This is a genomic window from Bacillus sp. V2I10 (assembly GCF_030817055.1).
Lineage (GTDB): Bacteria > Bacillota > Bacilli > Bacillales > Bacillaceae > Bacillus_P.
In genome coordinates, this window is sequence record NZ_JAUSYV010000001.1 from 2,500,456 (window position 1) to 2,521,382 (window position 20,927).

At 39.5% G+C, this 20,927-nt stretch carries 19 protein-coding genes and 1 pseudogene; 18 read left to right on the top strand and 2 right to left on the bottom strand.

Going from position 1 to position 20,927, the window contains the following annotated elements; genetic code table 11:
- Window positions 1-28 precede the first annotated feature (28 nt).
- The 15 genes and pseudogenes from iolB (at window position 29) to bioB (ending at window position 16,495) form a co-directional block, all read left to right on the top strand.
- The gene (iolB, locus tag QFZ72_RS12500) at window positions 29-844 is read left to right on the top strand and encodes a 5-deoxy-glucuronate isomerase (RefSeq protein ID WP_307433722.1); all 816 of its coding nucleotides are present in this window, start codon (window positions 29-31) and stop codon (window positions 842-844) included.
- Window positions 845-872: 28 nt separating this feature from the next.
- The gene (gene iolC, locus QFZ72_RS12505; RefSeq protein ID WP_307433723.1) at window positions 873-1,874 is read left to right on the top strand and encodes a 5-dehydro-2-deoxygluconokinase; all 1,002 of its coding nucleotides are present in this window, start codon (window positions 873-875) and stop codon (window positions 1,872-1,874) included.
- Window positions 1,874-3,787, top strand: coding sequence for a 3D-(3,5/4)-trihydroxycyclohexane-1,2-dione acylhydrolase (decyclizing) (gene iolD, locus QFZ72_RS12510; protein WP_307433725.1), 1,914 nt, complete (start codon window positions 1,874-1,876; stop codon window positions 3,785-3,787). The genes iolC and iolD overlap by 1 nt, the downstream gene beginning before the upstream one ends.
- A gap of 16 nt (window positions 3,788-3,803) precedes the next feature.
- Window positions 3,804-4,697 (top strand): myo-inosose-2 dehydratase, encoded by an 894-nt coding sequence (gene iolE, locus QFZ72_RS12515; RefSeq protein ID WP_307433727.1) that lies wholly within the window; start codon window positions 3,804-3,806, stop codon window positions 4,695-4,697.
- A 22-nt stretch (window positions 4,698-4,719) separates the two neighbouring features.
- On the top strand, window positions 4,720-6,138 hold the full coding sequence (locus tag QFZ72_RS12520) for a sugar porter family MFS transporter (protein WP_307433729.1): 1,419 nt from the start codon (window positions 4,720-4,722) through the stop codon (window positions 6,136-6,138).
- A gap of 54 nt (window positions 6,139-6,192) precedes the next feature.
- On the top strand, window positions 6,193-7,227 hold the full coding sequence (gene iolG, locus QFZ72_RS12525; protein ID WP_307433732.1) for a bifunctional inositol 2-dehydrogenase/D-chiro-inositol 1-dehydrogenase: 1,035 nt from the start codon (window positions 6,193-6,195) through the stop codon (window positions 7,225-7,227).
- Window positions 7,228-7,299: 72 nt separating this feature from the next.
- Window positions 7,300-8,202: a sugar phosphate isomerase/epimerase family protein gene (locus QFZ72_RS12530; protein WP_307433734.1), complete on the top strand. Its 903-nt coding sequence runs from the start codon at window positions 7,300-7,302 to the stop codon at window positions 8,200-8,202.
- A 16-nt stretch (window positions 8,203-8,218) separates the two neighbouring features.
- Complete coding sequence (gene iolI / locus QFZ72_RS12535) at window positions 8,219-9,064, top strand: 2-keto-myo-inositol isomerase (RefSeq protein ID WP_307433736.1); 846 nt, start codon at window positions 8,219-8,221, stop codon at window positions 9,062-9,064.
- A 40-nt stretch (window positions 9,065-9,104) separates the two neighbouring features.
- Complete coding sequence (gene fba / locus QFZ72_RS12540; protein WP_307433738.1) at window positions 9,105-9,959, top strand: class II fructose-1,6-bisphosphate aldolase; 855 nt, start codon at window positions 9,105-9,107, stop codon at window positions 9,957-9,959.
- A gap of 160 nt (window positions 9,960-10,119) precedes the next feature.
- Window positions 10,120-11,313 (top strand): MFS transporter, encoded by a 1,194-nt coding sequence (locus QFZ72_RS12545; RefSeq protein ID WP_307433741.1) that lies wholly within the window; start codon window positions 10,120-10,122, stop codon window positions 11,311-11,313.
- Window positions 11,314-11,328: 15 nt separating this feature from the next.
- A pseudogene (locus QFZ72_RS12550) lies at window positions 11,329-12,310 on the top strand (sugar phosphate isomerase/epimerase family protein).
- A gap of 95 nt (window positions 12,311-12,405) precedes the next feature.
- Window positions 12,406-12,846 (top strand): DUF6157 family protein, encoded by a 441-nt coding sequence (locus QFZ72_RS12555; protein WP_307433743.1) that lies wholly within the window; start codon window positions 12,406-12,408, stop codon window positions 12,844-12,846.
- 630 nt (window positions 12,847-13,476) lie between these two features.
- Window positions 13,477-13,869 carry a hypothetical protein gene (locus QFZ72_RS12560; protein ID WP_307433745.1) on the top strand — a complete coding sequence of 131 codons (393 nt, stop codon included), beginning with the start codon at window positions 13,477-13,479 and terminating at the stop codon, window positions 13,867-13,869.
- Between the two features lie 359 nt (window positions 13,870-14,228).
- Entirely contained in the window at window positions 14,229-15,113 is an 885-nt protein-coding gene (locus QFZ72_RS12565) for a peptidylprolyl isomerase (RefSeq protein ID WP_307433746.1), read from the top strand.
- A 383-nt stretch (window positions 15,114-15,496) separates the two neighbouring features.
- Window positions 15,497-16,495 (top strand): biotin synthase BioB, encoded by a 999-nt coding sequence (gene bioB / locus QFZ72_RS12570; RefSeq protein WP_307433748.1) that lies wholly within the window; start codon window positions 15,497-15,499, stop codon window positions 16,493-16,495.
- 116 nt (window positions 16,496-16,611) lie between these two features.
- On the opposite strand, the gene QFZ72_RS12575 is transcribed toward bioB, so the two are convergent.
- Window positions 16,612-17,796 carry a M14 family zinc carboxypeptidase gene (locus tag QFZ72_RS12575; RefSeq protein WP_307433751.1) on the bottom strand — a complete coding sequence of 395 codons (1,185 nt, stop codon included), beginning with the start codon at window positions 17,794-17,796 and terminating at the stop codon, window positions 16,612-16,614.
- Window positions 17,797-18,116: 320 nt separating this feature from the next.
- Here QFZ72_RS12575 and QFZ72_RS12580 point away from each other — a divergent pair, with 320 nt between their 5' ends.
- From QFZ72_RS12580 to QFZ72_RS12590, 3 genes are all read left to right on the top strand, one after another.
- Window positions 18,117-18,986 carry a cation diffusion facilitator family transporter gene (locus QFZ72_RS12580; protein WP_307433753.1) on the top strand — a complete coding sequence of 290 codons (870 nt, stop codon included), beginning with the start codon at window positions 18,117-18,119 and terminating at the stop codon, window positions 18,984-18,986.
- Window positions 18,987-19,022: 36 nt separating this feature from the next.
- On the top strand, window positions 19,023-19,319 hold the full coding sequence (locus QFZ72_RS12585; RefSeq protein ID WP_307433755.1) for a hypothetical protein: 297 nt from the start codon (window positions 19,023-19,025) through the stop codon (window positions 19,317-19,319).
- 171 nt (window positions 19,320-19,490) lie between these two features.
- Window positions 19,491-19,838: a hypothetical protein gene (locus tag QFZ72_RS12590; RefSeq protein WP_307433757.1), complete on the top strand. Its 348-nt coding sequence runs from the start codon at window positions 19,491-19,493 to the stop codon at window positions 19,836-19,838.
- Window positions 19,839-19,956: 118 nt separating this feature from the next.
- Here QFZ72_RS12590 and QFZ72_RS12595 read toward each other — a convergent pair whose 3' ends face one another.
- On the bottom strand, window positions 19,957-20,868 hold the full coding sequence (locus QFZ72_RS12595) for a LysR family transcriptional regulator (RefSeq protein ID WP_307433759.1): 912 nt from the start codon (window positions 20,866-20,868) through the stop codon (window positions 19,957-19,959).
- Between the last annotated feature and the right edge of the window lie 59 nt (window positions 20,869-20,927).

The window sequence follows — 20,927 nt, forward strand, 5'->3', positions numbered from 1 at the left end:
ATTTTAGCGTAATAATAAGGAGGTACCTATGAGTAAATTGCTCCGGAAACCAGAAAAAAACGAAATTTCTCAAGGAGTTACTATTGTTCATGAAGTAACGACAGAAAATTCGCCATTAGAGTATGTTGGATTTAAAATAGTTGATTTATCTCCAGGTGCCAAATATTCAGAATCACTGGGAAAACAAGAATGCTGCATTGTGGCCCTAACTGGAAAAATTAATGTCACTGATCATGAAAAAACTTTTGAAAATCTGGGCACTCGTGAAAGCGTATTCAATAAGGTGCCAACAGACAGTGTGTATCTATCAAATAATCGCCTTTTTGAAATAGAGGGAGTCAGCCAGGCTCGTGTGGCATTATGTTATTCGCCTTCTGAAAAACAATTGCCTACAAAACTAATTAAAGCTTCAGATATTGGTACCGAAAAAAGAGGAAAACTTAACAATAAGCGTTTGGTGCATAATATTTTGCCTGATTCTGATCCATCTGCTAACAGTCTGCTGGTCGTTGAAGTGTACACAGAAAGCGGAAACTGGTCAAGCTATCCTCCGCATAAACATGATCGTGATAACTTGCCGGACGAGTCATTTTTAGAAGAATCCTACTATCATGAAATGAATCCACAGCAAGGTTTTGTATTCCAGCGAGTCTATACTGATGATCGTTCCCTTGATGAAACTATGTCTGTTGAAAACGGTGACCTGGTTATCGTGCCAGCAGGATATCATCCAGTTGGTGTGCCAGATGGTTATACGTCTTATTATCTAAATGTAATGGCAGGACCGACACGTATTTGGAAGTTTTACAACGATCCGGATCACGAATGGATATTAAAACGTTAACAAAAAAAGCAAGGAGATGTTATCTGGGATGAAATATGAATTTGGTGCTGATAAAGTATATGACATTATTGCGATTGGCCGTGCATGCATCGATTTAAATGCTACAGAGTACAACCGGCCAATGGAAAACACAATGACATTTACAAAATATGTGGGAGGTTCGCCTGCAAATATTGTAATTGGCGGATCCAAATTAGGATTAAAAGTCGGATTTATCGGTAAAATTTCAGATGACCAGCATGGACGATATATCGAGCAGTATATGCGCGGCGTTGGAATTGACACATCAAATATTGTAGTTGATAAAGAAGGACATAAAACAGGATTGGCATTTACAGAGATTAAGAGCCCTGAAGAGTGCAGTATCTTAATGTACCGCCAAGACGTGGCAGACCTTTACCTGACGCCTTCTGAGGTTCATGAGGATTACATAAAAAGATCAAAAATCCTGCTAGTTTCAGGGACAGCCTTGTCAAAAAGCCCATCCCGTGAAGCAGTGCTGAAAGCAGTCAGCCTGGCTAAAAAAAATGATGTCAAAGTTATTTTTGAATTGGATTACCGCCCGTATTCATGGAATTCCTTGGGAGAAACAGCTGTTTATTGTTCATTAGTTGCAGAACAAGCGGATGTTGTGATCGGTACTCGTGATGAATACAATGTGATGGAAAACAAAACAGAAGGTAAAAACGAGGATACCATTAATTATCTGTTTAATTATTCACCAGAATTAATTGTTATTAAACACGGAGTAGAAGGTTCATATGCCTACACAAAATCAGGAGAAACATTCAAAGGCCGAGTTTATCCGACAAATGTATTAAAAACATTTGGGGCAGGTGATTCATACGCTTCAGCATTCTTATATGCTTTAATCAGCGGCAAAGAGATTGTAACCGCTTTAAAATACGGCAGTGCATCAGCTTCTATTGTTGTTAGCAAACACAGTTCTTCAGAAGCGATGCCAACAGTAGAGGAAATCGAGCAATTAATTAGGGAAAGTGAAGCAATCCAGGTAGAGGTGAGTTACTGATGGGAACAATCAGATTGACAGCAGCGCAAGCTTTGATTAAATTTCTCAATCAGCAATATATTCATGTTGATGGACAGGAGTCCCCTTTTGTTGAAGGTGTCTTCAATATATTCGGACATGGTAATGTTTTAGGGATTGGTCAGGCGCTTGAACAAGGTTCAGGTCATTTAAAAGTAATTCAAGGAAAAAATGAACAAGGAATGGCGCATGCAGCCATTGCTTACAGCAAACAAATGCTCCGTAAAAAAATATATGCTGTTACAACTTCGAGTGGACCGGGTTCAGCAAATTTGGTAACTGCAGCAGGTACAGCACTTGCTAATAATATTCCTATATTGTTGCTACCGGCTGATACATATGCTACACGTCAGCCTGATCCAGTTTTACAACAGGTAGAACAAGAATACAGTATTGCTGTTACCACAAATGATGCACTTCAGCCAGTGTCAAGATATTGGGATCGTATTACTCGCCCTGAGCAACTGATGTCCAGTTTAATTCGAGCATTTGAAGTGATGACAGATCCAGCAAAAGCAGGCCCTGCTACGATTTGTATTTCACAAGATGTTGAAGGGGAAGCATTCAACTATGATGAGAGGTTCTTCGAAAAGCGTGTTCATTATATCGATCGTAAATTACCTACTGAACGTGAATTAAAAGGGGCAGCTGAATTAATTAAAGAGAGCAAAAACCCATTAGTTGTTGTCGGTGGTGGAGCTAAATATTCAGAAGCGCGCGAATGTTTGATTGAATTTTCGGAAAAATACAACATCCCATTAGTAGAAACTCAAGCTGGTAAATCAACTATTGAGTCCTCGTTCAAAAACAATCTAGGGGGACTAGGAATTACTGGTACGTTAGCGGCAAATAAAGCAGCACGTCAATCAGATTTAATTATTGGTGTTGGTACGAGATTTACAGATTTCGCAACCTCCTCTAAAACTATTTTTGATTTTGAGACTACAAAGTTCTTAAACATCAATGTTAGTCGCATGCAAGCTTATAAATTGGATGCGTTTCCAGTTGTAGCTGATGCCAGAACAACTTTTGAGTCATTAACCCCTATGCTAGAAGGTTATATGAGTGAGTTTGGCGATAGCATTACTGAATTAAAAGAAGAGTGGTTAGCCGAGCGTAATCGTTTAAGTAAAGTAATATTTAACAGAGAGTTTTTTGATCCTGAAATTAAAAATCATTTTTCGCAAGAAGTTTTAAACGAATATGCTGATGTTTTAAACACAGAATTAGCACAAACCACAGCATTGATTGCGATAAATGACACCATCGATCCTGACAGTATCATTATTTGTGCAGCCGGTTCACTCCCAGGAGACCTGCAGCGTTTATGGCATTCAGATGTACCAAACACATACCATCTTGAATACGGTTATTCGTGTATGGGATATGAAGTGTCAGGCACATTAGGATTGAAGTTGGCTGAACCAGTAAAAGAAGTATACACAATAGTTGGCGACGGCAGCTTCCTTATGCTTCACTCTGAATTGATTACAGCAATTCAGTACAATAAAAAGATTAATGTGCTCCTTTTCGACAATTCTGGATATGGCTGTATTAATAATTTACAAATAGATTTTGGCAATGGCAGTTACTTTTGTGAATTCAGAACAAATGACAACCAAATTTTAAATATTGATTATGCAAAAGTAGCTGAGGGATATGGTGCAAAGGCATATCGGGCGAATACTGTAGAAGAATTAAAAGCGGCCCTGGAAGATGCAAAAAAACAAGATAAATCTACTTTGATAGAAATGAAAGTGCTTCCAAAAACAATGACAGATGGCTATGAAGGCAGTTGGTGGAATCTTGGAGTGCCTGAAGTGTCTAATCAAGAAGGCATTCAAAAAGCATATGAATTAAAACAGCAAAAACTTAAAAATGCAAAACAATATTAATAGAAGGGGACCGATGATGAAAGATCAAGGTATCTTATGGGGAATTGCCCCTATCGGCTGGCGAAATGATGATATACCGGAAATCGGTGCAGAGAATACATTGCAGCACCTATTAAGTGATATTGTCGTAGCAGGTTTTCAAGGGACTGAAGTTGGCGGTTTTTTTCCTGAACCAGAAGAATTAAACAAAGAACTTAAACTTCGAAACTTAAAAGTAGCAGGTCAGTGGTTTAGTAGTTTTATCATTCGTGACGGTATTCGAGAGGTAGCTCAGGCCTTCCACAAACACTGCCAATATCTACACGAGGTCAATGCAGATGTGGCGGTGGTGTCGGAGCAGACTTATAGTGTGCAGTGTACAGAGAAAAATGTCTTTTCTGAAAAGCCATACTTTATGGATACCGAATGGGATAAATTATGCGAGGGACTAAACGAACTGGGGAAAATCGCCCAGCGATACGATTTGAAATTAGTTTATCACCATCATATGGGGACGGGTGTCCAAACACTGGCCGAAATCGACCGGCTAATGGGAAGTACCGATTCAAGCTATGTGCATTTACTTTATGACACAGGCCACATCTACATTTCCGACGGTGATTATATGACACTATTAAACAAGCATATTGATCGAATTAAACATGTCCATTTTAAAGATGCCAGAAAAAAAGTGCTGGAGGAATGCAAGAAAGAAGGCAGGTCGTTCCTGCAATCCTTCTTATGTGGCATGTTTACAGTGCCAGGTGATGGGTGCATTGATTTTACAGAATCTTATAAGACGCTGCTGGATCAAAATTACAAGGGATGGATTGTAATTGAAGCTGAACAGGATCCATCTGTAGCTCATCCATTGGAATATGCTTTATTGACTCGGAAATATATAGATGAAAAATTACTTATTCGTTCCTAAAAGGAAGCGAGGAGAAATTATCATGAATAAACAGGTAAACCAAAATTCGTTTATGCGTACCATTATTTTAGTCTCTACATTTGGTGGACTTCTATTTGGATACGACACTGGCGTCATCAACGGTGCTTTGCCTTATATGTCTGAAGGAGATCAGCTCAACCTCAATTCATTCACTCAAGGTTTCGTTACGAGTTCGCTTCTTTTTGGAGCCGCATTCGGTGCAGTGCTCGGCGGCCGCCTATCCGATTACAATGGCCGCCGCAAAAACATTCTTTATCTTGCAGTGCTGTTCTTCTTAGCCACACTTGGATGTACCCTTGCTCCGAACGTTACTGTTATGGTAATCTGCCGTTTCCTGCTGGGACTTGCTGTAGGAGGTGCGTCTGTAACGGTTCCAACCTATTTAGCGGAAATGTCACCTGCGGAGAGCAGGGGCAGAATGGTTACCCAAAACGAACTGATGATTGTTACTGGACAACTATTGGCCTTCATCTTCAACGCCATCATTGGTAATACAATGGGTGACAGCTCGCATGTTTGGCGATACATGCTGAGTATCGCGGCACTTCCGGCAGTTTTCCTGTTCTTTGGCATGATTAGAGTACCGGAGAGCCCGCGCTGGCTTGTATCAAAAGGGAAAAATGGGGATGCGCTGCGTGTCCTCTGTCAGATTCGAAATGAGAAGCGGGCTAAATTAGAACTAAGCGAAATTGAGAAAGCTTTCACGGAAGAGTCTGGGATTAAGAAAGCAACTTATAAGGATCTGGCTGTACCATGGGTACGCCGCATCGTATTTCTCGGGATTGGAATTGCCATTGTGCAGCAAATTACGGGTGTCAACTCGATTATGTATTATGGTACTGAAATCCTCAAAGATGCTGGCTTCCAAACGAAGGCCGCACTTATCGGTAACATTGCCAATGGTGTAATCTCGGTTTTAGCAACTTTCGTCGGCATCTGGCTCCTTGGAAAGGTCGGCCGTAGACCTATGCTGCTGACTGGCCTGATAGGAACTACCACGGCACTTCTGCTCATTGGGATATTCTCAATCATGCTTGAAGGGACTGCTGCACTTCCATATGTTGTGCTTGCTCTGACAGTCACGTTTCTTGCTTTCCAGCAGGGAGCCATTTCACCGGTAACATGGTTAATGCTCTCGGAAATATTTCCGCTGCGGTTGAGAGGTCTCGGAATGGGCGTCACCGTGTTTTGCCTATGGATAGTGAACTTCCTCATAGGCTTGACGTTCCCGGTACTGCTCGATAAGGTCGGTTTGTCCACAACATTCTTCATCTTCGTAGCTTTGGGTCTTGCTGCAATCACATTCGTGAAGAAATACTTGCCGGAAACCAAGGGACTCACACTTGAGCAGCTGGAACATAACTTCCGAACCTATGATGATCGAGGCGCCCAGGACTATTTAGAGAAGGTCGATGCTTAAAAAAATGTAAGGATCATACAGCAGCAAAATAAACAAACCAGGAGGAACATGATTATGACTTTGAATATTGGTGTGATAGGAACAGGTGCGATTGGCAGAGAGCATATTAAAAGAATTACAAATAACTTATCTGGAGGAAAAATTGTCGCTGTTACAGATGTCAATCAGGATGCTGCAAATAGCGTTGTTGAACAATTCGGCTTGGATGCCGTTGTATATCCGAATGATAAAGCGCTTGTGGCTGCTGAAAACGTTGATGCTGTACTCATAGCAAGCTGGGGTCCTGCCCATGAACTAAGCGTACTGGCAGCAATTGAGGCTGGAAAGTATGTATTCTGCGAAAAACCTTTAGCCACAACAGCAGAAGGGTGCATGAGAATTGTTGCAGCAGAAATGAAACATGGCAAGCGTTTAGTCCAAGTGGGATTTATGCGCCGTTATGATAATGGGTATGTACAATTAAAGGAAGCGATTGACAGTAATTATATTGGTGAACCATTAATGATCAGGTCCGTACACAGAAACCCGGAAGTTGGCGATAATTATACTACAGATATGGCCATTAGTGATACTTTGGTTCACGAGATTGATGTCCTGCACTGGCTGATTAACGATGATTATAAATCTGTACAAGTAGTATTTCCAAAGAAAACAAAACATGCATCAGCTCACTTGCAGGATCCGCAAATTATCATGCTTGAAACAAACAGCGGCATTACTATAAATGCGGAAGTATTTGTAAACTGCCAGTACGGCTATGACATCCAATGTGAGGTTATTGGTGAAGAAGGAGTTGTGAGTCTGCCGGAAGTCTCAAGCATTATCACCCGTAAGGAAGCCAAGCTGGGTACAAACATCCTGATGGATTGGAAACAGCGTTTTATTAATGCTTATGACAAAGAATTACAGGACTTCATGGATTCGATCAAAATGACAGGTGAGCCTAATGGTCCGACTTCATGGGATGGCTATATTGCAGCTGTTACAGCAGATGCTTGTTTGAAAGCACAGCAAACAGGGGAGAAAGAGCCTGTCACATTAGTAGAAAAGCCAGAATTTTATAAAAAAGCAAGTGCTATAGCGGTCTGAAATATCAAAATAATCAAAACCTTTCGCTTGAGGTCTGATATAAATTAACTAATGGATAATGGAGGAATGAAAATGAAAATTGCACTTGATCCATATATGTATAGACACCTGTCAATCCCAAAAATGGTTGAAAAAGTTGCTGACTTGGGCTATGAGTATATTGAATTATCACCGCGAGAAGATTTCTTGCCTTTTTATAAATACCCTCGTGTAGACAAAGCTAGAATTAGAGAATTTAAAAACGCATTACGTGATACAGGTGTGAAACTTTCATCCTTGTTGCCTATGCAGCATTGGGCTGGTCCAGAAGAAGAAGACAGAGAAGCAGCAGTTAGAAACTGGATGCGCTGTATTGAAATCGCTGTTGAGATGGACGTTGACGTTTTGAATACAGAATTTACTGGTCATTCAGACAAACCATATAAATGTGAACAGATGTTCATGCGTTCCATGGAAGAGCTGCTTCCTATTATCGAGAAAGAAGGTATTAATCTTCATATTCAAGCCCACCCATTTGATTTTATTGAACGCAACAATGATGCTGTAGACCTGATCCGTGGACTTGATAAAGACTTTGTTGGCTACTTCTATGCGGTACCGCATACCTTTTTCTATGATAATGGTAAAGGTGACATCGCTTCCATGTTAGAGTACGCAGGGGATAAGCTGAAGCATATTAATATTGCGGATACTTATAACCATAAAGCATCCTCGTGCCTTCGATATGTCGTTAACCCGCCTGGTGTTCATGCGACCGTTCATCAACATATGGATATCGGCAAAGGGGATATTAACTGGGACGTACTTTTCTCAAAATTACGTGAGATAAAATTCGATGGTATCGCTACTGTTGCAGTGTTCGGGGAAGAAGATAGAGCAGATGACTCCAGCAGATTTATGCTGCAAGAAGTAAAAAAAGGATTAGATATAGAATCAAGGCAAAAAGAAATATTTGCGGATCTTTATAAAAAATAATGGGGGATCATCAATAATGAAACTTTGTTTTAACCAAGCTACGACACTTGAAAACTCCAATCTAGCCATAGATTTGGAGTATTGCAATAAACACGGCTACGACTATATCGAAATCCGCACAATGGACAAATTACCAGAGTATTTAAAGGAGAAGTCCATTGATGATCTGGCTGAGTTCTTCAATACACACCATATTAAGCCTCTGGCATTCAATGCTTTAGTGTTTTTCAATAATCGCGACGAAGCCGGGTATAAGGAAATTATCAATGAATTCAAAGAGATGATGGAAACAGCCAAGAAATTAGGTGTGAAATATGTGGTAGCAGTGCCGCTAGTAACGGATCAGAAGATATTGAAACAAGATATCAAAAACAGTTGTGTAGAGGTGCTGAAAGAGCTGTCAAATATCGCAGAGCCGTATGGAGTGAAAATTGCAGTCGAATTTGTCGGACATCCACAATGCACAGTCAACACCTTCGGCCAGGCTTACGATATTGTCGAAACCGTTAATCGTGAGAATGTTGGATTAGTACTGGATTGTTTCCACTTCCATGCAATGGGATCAAATTTGGAACATCTTAAAAAAGCTGATGGGTCAAAGATCTTTATTCTGCATATCGATGATACGGAAGATTTTCCGATTGGCTTTCTGACTGATGAAGATCGGGTATGGCCTGGGCTTGGTGCTATCGATTTAGACAGTATTTTATCGACATTGAAGGAAATCGGGTTCTCAGAGGTTGTCTCTGTTGAATTATTCCGGCCGGAATACTATAAAATGGATGCTGAAGAAGCCATCAAGACTGCAAAAGAAACAACACTCAAAGTGGTATCCAAGTATTACGACTTACAGCCAGTATAATTTGGAAGATTAATATCTTTATGAAAGGGTGGCGGTCCTGTTGGCTTTAGTATCAATGAAAGATATACTGCTTAAAGCTAAGGAAGGTAATTATGCTGTCGGCCAATACAATATCAACAGCCTGGAATCCGCACAAGCCTTTTTAGAGGCTGCTGAAGAAGAACGCGCACCTGTTATATTGGCAGCTTCTGACAGACTTGTTGACTATTTGGGGGGCTTTAAGACCATTGCTGCAATGGTTAAAGGCCTTGTAGAAGAAATGTCGATAACCGTTCCGGTTGTGCTGCATTTGGATCATGGTATGAGTGTTGAACGCTGCAAAAAGGCGATTGATGCCGGGTTTACATCGGTTATGTTCGACGGCTCCCATTATCCGATTGATGAGAATATTTCCATGACGAAACAAGTTGTTCTTTATGCACGTCCAAGACAAGTATCTGTGGAAGCGGAAGTTGGCACAGTCGGCGGCATGGAAGACGGGCTGATTGGCGGAATCAAATATGCTGATCCTGATGAATGTTTACGAATTGTAAAAGAAGCGGAGATAGATGCTTTGGCAGCCGCCCTGGGTTCGGTTCATGGACCATATCAGAGTGAACCTAAACTGGGCTTTGATGAGATGAAACATATTTCTGAAGCGACGGATGTACCACTTGTCCTTCATGGAGGTTCCGGAATACCTGGTTATCAAATTCAGAAGGCGATTAAACTCGGGCACGCCAAGATTAATGTCAATACTGAATGTATACAAGCCTGGGGACAAGCTATTCGTGAAGTTTTAGCCGCTGACGAGAGAGTATATGAGCCGCGGGCTATTATCACACCAGGTAAAAAGGCAATCATAGCCACGGTCAAAAGCAAAATGAAAGAGTTTAAAACAAGCCATAAAGCATAAGGGAAGAGGGTGTCCTAAAAGAAACCTGTGGACGCCCTTTTTGGCATAAATACCATAAGAAAGCTTGATTGAGTGAAATATAGAATTCCCCGAATTACTATTCACGGGACTATAGAAATTAAAAATTATATTGGACGGCAAGTAATTGGGAAGTGATACATTGAATACCTTACATGCTACTCGAGACAGATACCTTTTTTTAGTTGTTTCCTTTATTTTTTGGTTTTCGCATTTTATCTATATTCCCATTTTGTCTCCTTATATTGAATCAATGGGGGGGAAGTATACCTTTATTGGTCTTGTGCTGAGCAGCTACGGACTTATGCAGTTTCTATTTCGGTTTCCTCTTGGAATCTATTCAGATCTTATGAAATTAAGGAGACCGTTTATTATATTTGGAATGTTAGTAAGTGCGTTTAGTTGTTTGGCATTTTCATTAACCGATAGTTTAGGATGGGTCCTTTTATCTCGCTCCCTAGCCGGACTGGCTGCAGCAACTTGGGTTGCATTTACAGTATTATACGCTAGTTATTTTGCTGATCGGGAAATTCATCGTGCCATGGGCAGCATTTCATTTGTTGTGGTTTTAGCACAACTCTTAGGCATGAGTGTAAGTGGATATATAGTAGATGAATGGGGGTGGCATGCTCCATTTTGGATTGGAGGAATTTTCGGTACAATGGGCGCAGTGCTTTCTCTTTTTATTTTTGAACCCAAAGAAGGAATTCAAAGAGAACCTGTAAAATTGAATGATCTGGCTTCCGTAATGCGAGAACCGCTGCTGCTGAAAATTTCTTTACTGTCTATTTTGGCACACAGTATTATTTTTACTACCATGTTTGGGTTCATCCCTGCCTATGCACTGAAAATTGGGCTGCAGGCCAGTGACATTAGCCTGATCGTATTTTCATTTATGATCCCTCATGCCATCGCCACTCTATTTGGCGGAAAATTATTTGTTCCGTTGTTTGGTCAGTGGAAATCTTTGAAAATAGCATTTGGGTTAACTGCATTTTTTACGCTTATTACCCCATTTATTGACTCAAAAGGCTGGCTTTGTACCATACAGGGGTTTAATGGAATGTCGCTTGGACTTCTTTTCCCACTTTTGTTGGGAATGGCGATAGAATCTATTCCCCATCAAAAAAGAGCCACAGCGATGGGAGCATATCAGGCGCTGTACGCAATCGGTATGTTTGCTGGACCCTTTTTTTCAGGTATCTTGAATTCATATTTGGGGATTGCAGCAGGGTTTTATTTTGCAGGTATATTAGGTGTAATCGCTGCTCTTTTTATGATCGTTTGGAATAGAAGTGAAAATGAAAGTGAAGCGGGGAAAAAATATTTTGAATAGGAGGGAATTAAGATGGTGAAGGTGGGTCTAGTAACTGATATTTTAGGATACTTGCCATTCCGAAGAAATGCTTGATACATGTGTTGATTTGGGATTTGAAGCGCTTGAGTTAGGGTGAGGTAACTGGTCTAAAGCGCCGCATGTTGATTTAGATGGATTGCTTGAGAGTACCGTTAAACGTGAAAAATTTATAGATGCTATTAAAAGCAGAGGACTTGAAATCGCAGCTTTAAATTGTTCAGTAAATCAACTCGAACTGACGGAAGAGGGAGAAGCTCATAAAACAGTTGTTGAAAAATCATTTCAACATGCAGGGCATTTAGGAGTAGAAACGATTGTCATGATGTCTGGTTGTCCTAGTGGGGGCCAAAACGATGTGACACCTAACTGGCTGACACATCCTATTTTGCCTTCTCATTTTGAAACGCTAGAATGACAATGGAATGAAGTTGCCTTCCCGTACTGGGAAAAAGCTGTGAAAGTTGCGAAAGAACTTGGCGTCAAAAAAATTACCATCGAAAATCTTGGGTATAATTTAGTTTATAATCCAGAAACACTTTTTAAATTAAGAAATGAAGTTTGAGACATGGTTGGCATGAATTTAGACCCTAGTCATTTATTTTGGATGGGTGGCGATCCTATCGCAGCAGCAAGAGCATTAGGCAGTGTGATGTATCATGTTCATGCTAAAGATGTGCGGATTGAAAGAGGGATAAATGATGCAAATGGCCTTATTGATGTGAAACCAATGGAGAGTTTTGCTGCTCGTTCATGGAATTATGCAGCACTTGGACATGGACATGACGTTAGTTGGTGGAAGGAATTCTTTACGGTCGTTAAAATGGCTGGCTATGATGGTCCATTCGTTCTTGAAATGGAAGATTTGACTATGGAACCCCTTACAGGTATTAAAAAATCTATGAATGTTCTCAAAGAAGCGTTGCCAAGAGAATTTCAGATGAAAAATTCAAGTTGTTATTCAATAGTGAATAAATAAGATAAGGAGGTACATATTGGAAAGAAATACGGATTGAGGGATAAAAAGAAGTTTAGAACAATTGAAAAAGATTAAGTTTAGAAAGGGGGAAGCAAATGAAGAATGTTGATTTGAATTATTATCAAACATTTATTGCCGTTTCATTAGATAGCCCAGCATCTGAAGGACTCGTTCCGCCTGTCAGGAAAGGAAAAGTAACCAAACCCAGCATAGAATATGAATTGCTGGCTGCCAATCCCTATATCTATACCCAGACAGATCTTATTTACGAAGTACATATCAGACATAAGGCGATATCAGAGGAGGAAATCGAGAATAGAGCTGATCAAATCAGGAACGAGTTATTCCAAAAGTCGCAGGCATGTCTGAGGGCTTCTATGCTTCCAAAAAAATATGGCTGGGGACTTCATTTTGATGAAGATGGGAAAATTGCCCTCTATGGTGTCGAATCTCCTGAGTACCATCAATTCTTAGAGAACAAGGATGGGAAAATGAAAGTGTTAAACGCAATGAGAAACAGCCGAAAAAGCGAGTAAGAAAAAATTCTTCCAACAGCTTTTACAACTGATTATAAAAATCAAACGGGAAAATATCATGGGTATTGTCATCCAAATACCTCTCATATTGCTGCCTTGTTCGCCGAATCACGAGATGTACTAAAAAGCGAAGCAGGAAACAGAGGAAGTAACATATTTCTATCATTTATTGGAGCCTATTCTTACATCCCCAAGGGAAGATGTATTTGAAGGCATTTATTTGTCAAGAAATGCCTTCAAAAAAACTCTGCATTCATTCTAGCTTAAACCGATATTTGCATGTACCTCCGCATATTTCATTGTTGTTTTCAATAATTTCTCCTAGAAACCGTATTTTCTCCATACTTATAAGAGGTAAATGGTTTATCCCTATTTCTCTTGCCGTCATTAAAACCTCACGAGCAATATATTGCCGTAACCTAGTCTTATTTCTTTCATCATTTCATGGATATTGATTCCACCTAAAGCAGATAGTTCTCTACATTCAACCTTCAAAAGTATACCTCCTGACATCATCATCACATATATTAAAATTGATAGGTCCTCACATAAAACATCTGTTAAGATTCTGAATGGCTGAACCGACCAGGGAAATAATATACCTGATCTTAAATTAAGGAGAATCAGATGATGGTAAAATTTATAGTTTCACTTGTATTAATGGCATCGATTATTTTCACACCTATAGGAGACAGCTTGATTGATAATAAAACTTCATTTGTAAGCGCAAAATCCTTCAAGTCAGGAAAACGCCGCTACAATCCCAACAGCAATTATAAACAGCCTGATACAAGACAAAATCAACCTCGTTCCAATTTTAACAGAAGGAACAATTTTGCCAGGGGAGGCATCATGAGGGGGTTGCTCTATGGAGGAATTGCTGGACTTCTTCTTGGCGGACTACTTAGTAATTTAGGGTTTTTTGGAGGGGTTCTGGGATTATTCATTAATATCCTTGCCATCCTATTTCTCTTGCTGCTCATCAGAAAAATATTTAGATATTTTATACATAGGGTGAGTTAGGAAATCACTTTTTATGATCAGCAAACGTACCTCTTTTTTCAAGAGGTGCGTTTTTTTTTGCTGCCCAATCCTTTTTAGAGATGTATAACAGAATGACGGGAATTTAGGGAGAGGGTGACATATTGAGATCAAACCTATTATTAAAAGAACATTCCATGATGGTTCAGCCAAGTTTAGCAAAACAAATTGGATAAAATAAGAAGGAAGAGGACTCGCCTTTCCCTTCTTTTATTTAATAAGTTCTTCTCGAATTGTTCATAGTTTATTCATATTTAAACGATAAGATAAGAGACAAGTTCAGCAAAAGATATGTATCAAAATGAATACGAAAGAAAACCAGAAACAAAGGAGATTACGTAATGAAGAACGGTTTAAAAAATAAGATGACCTATTATTTTCTGCTGACAGCGATCATTGGCATTGCTGTCGGATGGGGAATTGCTTCTTTTAACGATGAGGCAGTTGCAAGTGTTAATGGAGAAAAAATCAGCAAGGACGAGCTGTACGGATTACTGATGGATCAAGGGGGAACTCAGATTGTCGATTACTTGATTACTGAAAAGATCATTGAACAGGAATCCGATAAGAAGAACATAAAAATATCCAATGATGCAGTCGAAGAAGAATATCAATCCGTTGTGGACTCATATGGAGGCGAGGAAGCCTTTAAACAACAGTTAGAAACTAGCGGCGGAACTATAGAAGATGTGAAAAAAGATTTAAAAACAAATTTAAAAATCGAAAAACTTCTTGAACCTGAAATATCCATTTCAGAGGATGAAATGAAAACCTATTTTGAAGAAAATAAAGAGAGCTTTGCAGAGCCTGAACAAGTGAAGGCAAGTCATATTTTAGTAGAAGATGAGGCAACAGCAAAAGAAGTAAAAGAAAAACTGAACGCAGGCGAGGATTTTTCAGAGCTTGCGAAAGAATATTCAACAGACACTTCTAACAGTGAAAAAGGCGGTGACCTAGGTTACTTTGCAAAAGGCGATATGGTTACTGAATTTGAAGATGTGGCATTCGCTATGAAAGAAGGAGAAATCAGCGAGCCGGTCAAAACCGAGTTTGGCTATCACGTTATTAAATTTGAAGATAAAAAAGCAGCTGCAGAAGCAGCCTTTGATGACAAAAAAGAGGAAATAAAAGAAACACTGTTTGATCAAAAGATGCAAACGGTCTACACAACATGGCTTGAAGAGAAAAAAGATGAATATGATATTAAAAATACGCTTGAGAGCTGAGAAAGAGGAGGAGAGGATCCCTCTTCTTTTTCTATTTTCCAGCAGTTATTGTACCGGATATATGAGCAGTGATGGTCAAAGGAAACGGACTCGATAGGTAGGTTTTTTACGGTATCACTTGTACCTCTGTTTATGCAAAAAACTCTTTTCTTTCTGAAATTAGGAAGCGCCTGGAAAAAAGGAAGTATTTCTCTAAAATCGGAAAGTATTTACCTTATTTTTGCTAGTAAACAGATCATTTCGGATAGTAAAAGTCTCATTTTGGAAAGTAAACTTTCAATCACATTGAATATAGTTTTTAAGTAAACTAAAATAAAAATAAGTTGACATAAAACGACTCCATTCTTTACCATTAGAGAGAAGGAAACGATGGAGGGATAAACATGGACTGGTTAACACTTGCAAACGAAGTAGTAGATGGAAAAGAATTAAATGAAGAAGAAGCACTGAGTATCTTAAACTCTGATGATGATGAACTATTAAGTTTGCTGCAGGGTGCATTTACGATTCGCAAGCACTACTACGGAAAAAAAGTAAAGCTGAACATGATCATCAATACGAAGTCAGGTCTTTGCCCTGAGAATTGCGGGTACTGTTCACAATCCAGTATTTCAACGGCGCCGATTGAAAAGTACCGCATGATGGACCGGGAAAGCATTCTTGCAGGAGCAGAAAGGGCTTATAATCTGAAGGTTGGCACGTACTGCATCGTGGCAAGCGGAAGGGGGCCATCTGAAAAAGAATTGGACACGGTTGTATCTGCTGTGAAAGACATAAAAGAGCAATATGGACTTAAAGTATGTGCGTGTCTTGGTCTTTTAAAGCCAAATCAGGCCTCACGCTTAAAAGAAGCAGGAGTCGACCGCTACAATCACAATATTAATACATCAAAGGAACACCACGAATCGATTACAACATCCCATACATATGATAACCGTGTTGATACGATAGAAGCTGTCAAGGCATCAGGGATCTCACCATGTTCAGGTGTCATCATCGGCATGAGAGAAACGAAAAAAGATGTCGTCAATATGGCATACAGCTTAAGAGCACTTGATGCAGACTCGATACCTGTTAACTTTCTTCATGCGATTGACGGCACACCGCTTGAGGGGACGGACGACCTTGATCCGCGCTATTGCCTGAAGGTCCTTGCGCTATTCCGTTTTATTAATCCGACAAAAGAAATCCGCATCTCAGGAGGACGTGAAGTGAACCTTCGATCCCTTCAGCCGCTTGGACTTTATGCGGCGAACTCTATTTTCGTGGGCGATTATTTAACGACTAAAGGCCAGGAAAGCACAAGTGACCATGAAATGCTGAAGGATTTAGGATTCGAAGTAGAGTTTGATTTTGAAGAAAATGAGGCGTTGACTTTATAAAAAAATGGTCCCTTCTTATTAGAGAAGGGACCATTTTTTGTTCACAATTATGGCGAATTATTTTTGAATGGCCGTGAATTAATTGTGAAAGTATGCTGATCCATCTATTAAATAGATTAATAAGTTGATTCAGGAATCTCTTCATACTTTTCAGGATCTAGCGAATGAACAGATTCATCTGCTACTCCGGTGATAATGCCCATTAAACCAGTTTCCACTGTGTTTACGAGCATTCCTTTTTGTTTTTGTCCAAAATTCTGAGTTTGTCCTTTTACTTCAAAAAGAACAGTTCCGCTTCCATTTAAAGCAAATGAACCTAGAGCAGTGCCCGGCAAATCAAGACCTTGCTGGTACAGGGAGATATTCGTGAAGACAGAGTCTCCTTTTGCCTGAAGGGCTTCATATGCAGCAACATTCAGCTGTCTTGAAAAATCATAATCATAATTACTTGCATACTGTGCATATTTTGCTCCATCAGCCGTGCTTGGATCTGGAACAAACTGTGCGGATATTGACATGGTCGCAATTTCTTCAGTATCACCTACATATGGAAATCCTTGATGATGAAGATCCATGAATACATCGACTTTACCGAACTCTGCCTGAAGATCTTTATACACATCTCTTACTGTTTGAGCTTCAGGTGTTATGTACCAGCCTGGTTTGTTGGAAGCACCAGGGAAATCAGCTGCATTTGGCACATAGTTTAAGTCAGGATGAAAATCACGGTTTACATCAAATCCTGGGTTTGCTGCATAATCATCACCTTGCAGGACTCTCGTATAATAGTTCCATGAAGGCGTGGCTGAACTTAATTGAGGGTATCTTTCCACAACCTCCGACCAGCTTAAATCATTTCCTCTGCGATCTAATTTAGAAGCATCCACATTCATCATTGGAATGGCCACAATCGTCATTTCTTCTCTGATTTTACGGGCTTCAGCCGAATTGCTTGAGCCAATGTTTTGAAGCGTATTCAATAATGCAACGGTTCCTGTTTTTTCATTTCCATGAATTTCACTTTGAACGAGCAGAACTTTGTCTCCTTCACCGACTCTGGCCGTGTAAATTTCACGCCCCTGATTCGTATAACCTGCCACACCCACAGAGACTCTTCCGCTGCTGCTCTGCTCAATTTGAATAAGCCTTTGCTTAAGCTCCGCATAATCAATAAAACCTTGTGTTGATAGTGTTTCTCCTGCAGATGGTTTAGCGGCTTCCATGTTTCCTGCCTGCGGAAAGACAAGAACAGAAGCTAAAACAGCTGTACCTAAAATCTTTGTCAATGAATTCTTTTTCAATCCAGTCACCTCATCCTTAATAGTTGAACTACAATCAGAATTTTCTGCAAAAAATTCACCAATCCTTTGTAAATTGACAAAAATGACGCAAAGGTTCTACAAGAACTTTCAGTTTGCTATTTCTTTCAATCTATTTTCCTAACAGACAAAAGTTCTTTCGCCTCACGAAATAAAAGGTTTTCTAAAGGAAGAAGTTTTAGTTGAAGCAAACTTTTTTTGACTGCCATTACTATTGTTGAATTATGAAAAAAGGTTGCTGTAGACCCACTCAGTCCTTACTTGGTAAGATGGTCAAGGAATAAAAAGTGGAGGACTTTTGGATGGAACAACAAAAATATGCGGATTTAAAACTGGGTGAGCGCGGCGCCATCATAAGCATCATTGCATACCTGTGTTTATCTGCTTTAAAACTAATGATCGGATATACAGCAAATTCAGAAGCCTTAAAGGCTGATGGATTAAATAATGCGACCGATATCGTTGCGTCAATTGCAGTATTAATAGGGTTAAGACTATCTCAAAAGCCAGCGGACCAGGATCATCCGTATGGGCATTGGAAAGCGGAAACGGTGGCTTCACTAGTTGCATCATTCATTATGATGGCAGTAGGGCTTCAAGTTCTGTACGGTGCAGTCATGTCAGTTTTTGAAGGAAAACGGGAATCACCAGATCTTGTTTCAGCTTGGACAGGGATTTTTTGTGCAGTCCTTATGTATTTCGTATACCGCTATAATAAAAAACTTGGTGAAAAAATTAATAGTCAGGCAGTCATTGCAGCCGCAAAAGATAACCTTTCTGACGCATGGGTCAGCATTGGGATAGTAGTCGGAATTATCGGATCCCAATTCTCTCTTCCTTGGCTGGATCCTCTCGCTGCTGTTGTTGTAGGATTTCTGATTTGCAAAACGGCGTGGGATATTTTCAGAGATGCCTCACATCATTTAACGGATGGTTTTGATGAACAGGAAATACAGGCTTTTAAAGAAACGACTCTTTCTCTGTACGGGGTAAAAGGCGTTAAGGAAATTAAAGCAAGAAATTATGGAAACAATACTGTCGTCGACATTGTCATTCTCGTCAATTCTAATTTGGATATTCGGGATGCACATGATATCTCAACAAAAGTTGAAAACATTTTAATGAATGAGCATGACGTGTACAATGTACATGTTCATGTTGAACCGAATTGAACCTGGTTTTGTATATAATAAGAGGAGGGAGAACCTTTGGATTCTGTACTGATTACTAATTTAATGCGCATTGGACTTCCGCTGATCATCATCGCAGCATCCCTTTTCTGGACAATGAAAATGCCTTTTACAAAAAGGTTTTTGCCTCCAGTTACGCTCGCACTGCTTGCTGCTGCTGTATTTGTTGCACCATATTTTCTTGATTGGGCGAACGTCAGTGAGCGGAATTTAGAATCAATCCTGATAACGATTTATTTAACGCTTACTTTGATGCTCAGTTCTGTATTGAGTTTGATCATTGCTTTATTTTTAAAGAAAAAAGAGAATAAATAAATTTAGAAATAGAAAAGACATTTCTTTCAGAGGGGGAGGAGTGTCTTTTTATGTGATTTAATAGGAATAAAATTCTTTATAGTTAAAAAATCCCAAAGGAAAGGAAGAGGAGATCACCTGCTCAAACGAGAACTATATAACTACATAGAATGAATAAGGGAGTGCGTCATATTGAGAAAAATGATTCTTCTTATGACCTTTGTCAGCATCTTCTTAGTTAGTTGTTCACAAACGAAGTCTTTTGAAGGAAGGATCAGCGATATTAAAAAAGGTCATTTTGAAGTGGATTGTTCTAAAGAGGTGCTGAAAGATGAGAAAAACAGGGAATCCGCCGCCTACCCATGTTCAGTTAAGCTGTCAGCTAAAACGGTTTTCCGGGACAATCAAGGTGAGAAGCTGAAGATTCGACATTTTACGACTGGATTAGATATTCGAGTTGTTTTAGCCGATCGGAAAAAAATCAGCAAGAGCAAGGAAAGCAGAAAAGTAGAGGCCAGGGAGATTGTCTTGCTTAATTAAGTTAATAAATAAATAATCGAAAAAATGCTTCTCTTTTGTTTTATGAACGAAAAGAGAAGCATTTTGCCGATTTCATAAGAGGTCTCAGGCCCGCTTCTTCATTTACTTAACATCTTTGTTACTTTTTAATTCCATTCTCCTGAACACTTGGCCACTTTTTGTTCAGGGCATTAATAAACGTTTTGACAATCTTTTTATCTTCTATTACCGGTGAATAGATATAAGAAAGTGTCCGATTAAAAGTCTGGTTTTTCATTTTGATGATTGAGAGATTTTTATTTTGCACGTCTCGTTCTATAACACTTTTTGATAAAAAGGAGAGACCCATGCCGTTTATGAGTGTTTCTTTAATTCCCTGATTGCTGCTTATGGTTAGAAGGGATTTTACTTTTAATCCGTTAGTTCGAATCACATGATTTAGAAATTCGCGTGTACCAGAACCAACTTCTCTTGTGACCCAAGGCTGATTGTGAAGATCGGCAAATGTAACCTCATCTTTTGAAGCGAGGTTATGATTTCTTGAAGATACAATAAATAGTTCGTCCTGCATAAATGGGTGTACAGCAAGTTCCTTGTCATTTGTCTGCCCTTCTATTAATCCTATATCTACTTGATGCATCCGGACAGATTGAACGATTTCTTCTGTATTTCCAATGAGAACTTGCAGCTCAAGTTCCGGGTATTCACTTTGAAGGTCAAGGAGTAAAGAAGGCAATATATACTCGCCGATTGTAAAACTGGCGCCAATCTTCAGTTCTCCTTTTACTGAATTTTGATGCTCCAGGATATCCTGTCTAGTTTGTTCATAGAGGGTAATCATCCGTTTTGCGCGATCATATAAAATCTCGCCTGTCGGAGTAATTTGCAGGAATTTTGGCGAACGCAAAAATAATGTCGTCTGAAATTCTTTTTCGAGATTTTTTATATGCAAGCTTACACTCGGCTGTGACATGCGGAGATTTTCGGCTGTTTTCGTAAAGTTCTTAATTTCCGCAAGGGTTACAAATGTTTTTAATGCGTCATAATACAAAAGAAGCCCACCTTATGATTAGTAATCTTAATTATAACAATAAATTAAATGTATTTTAC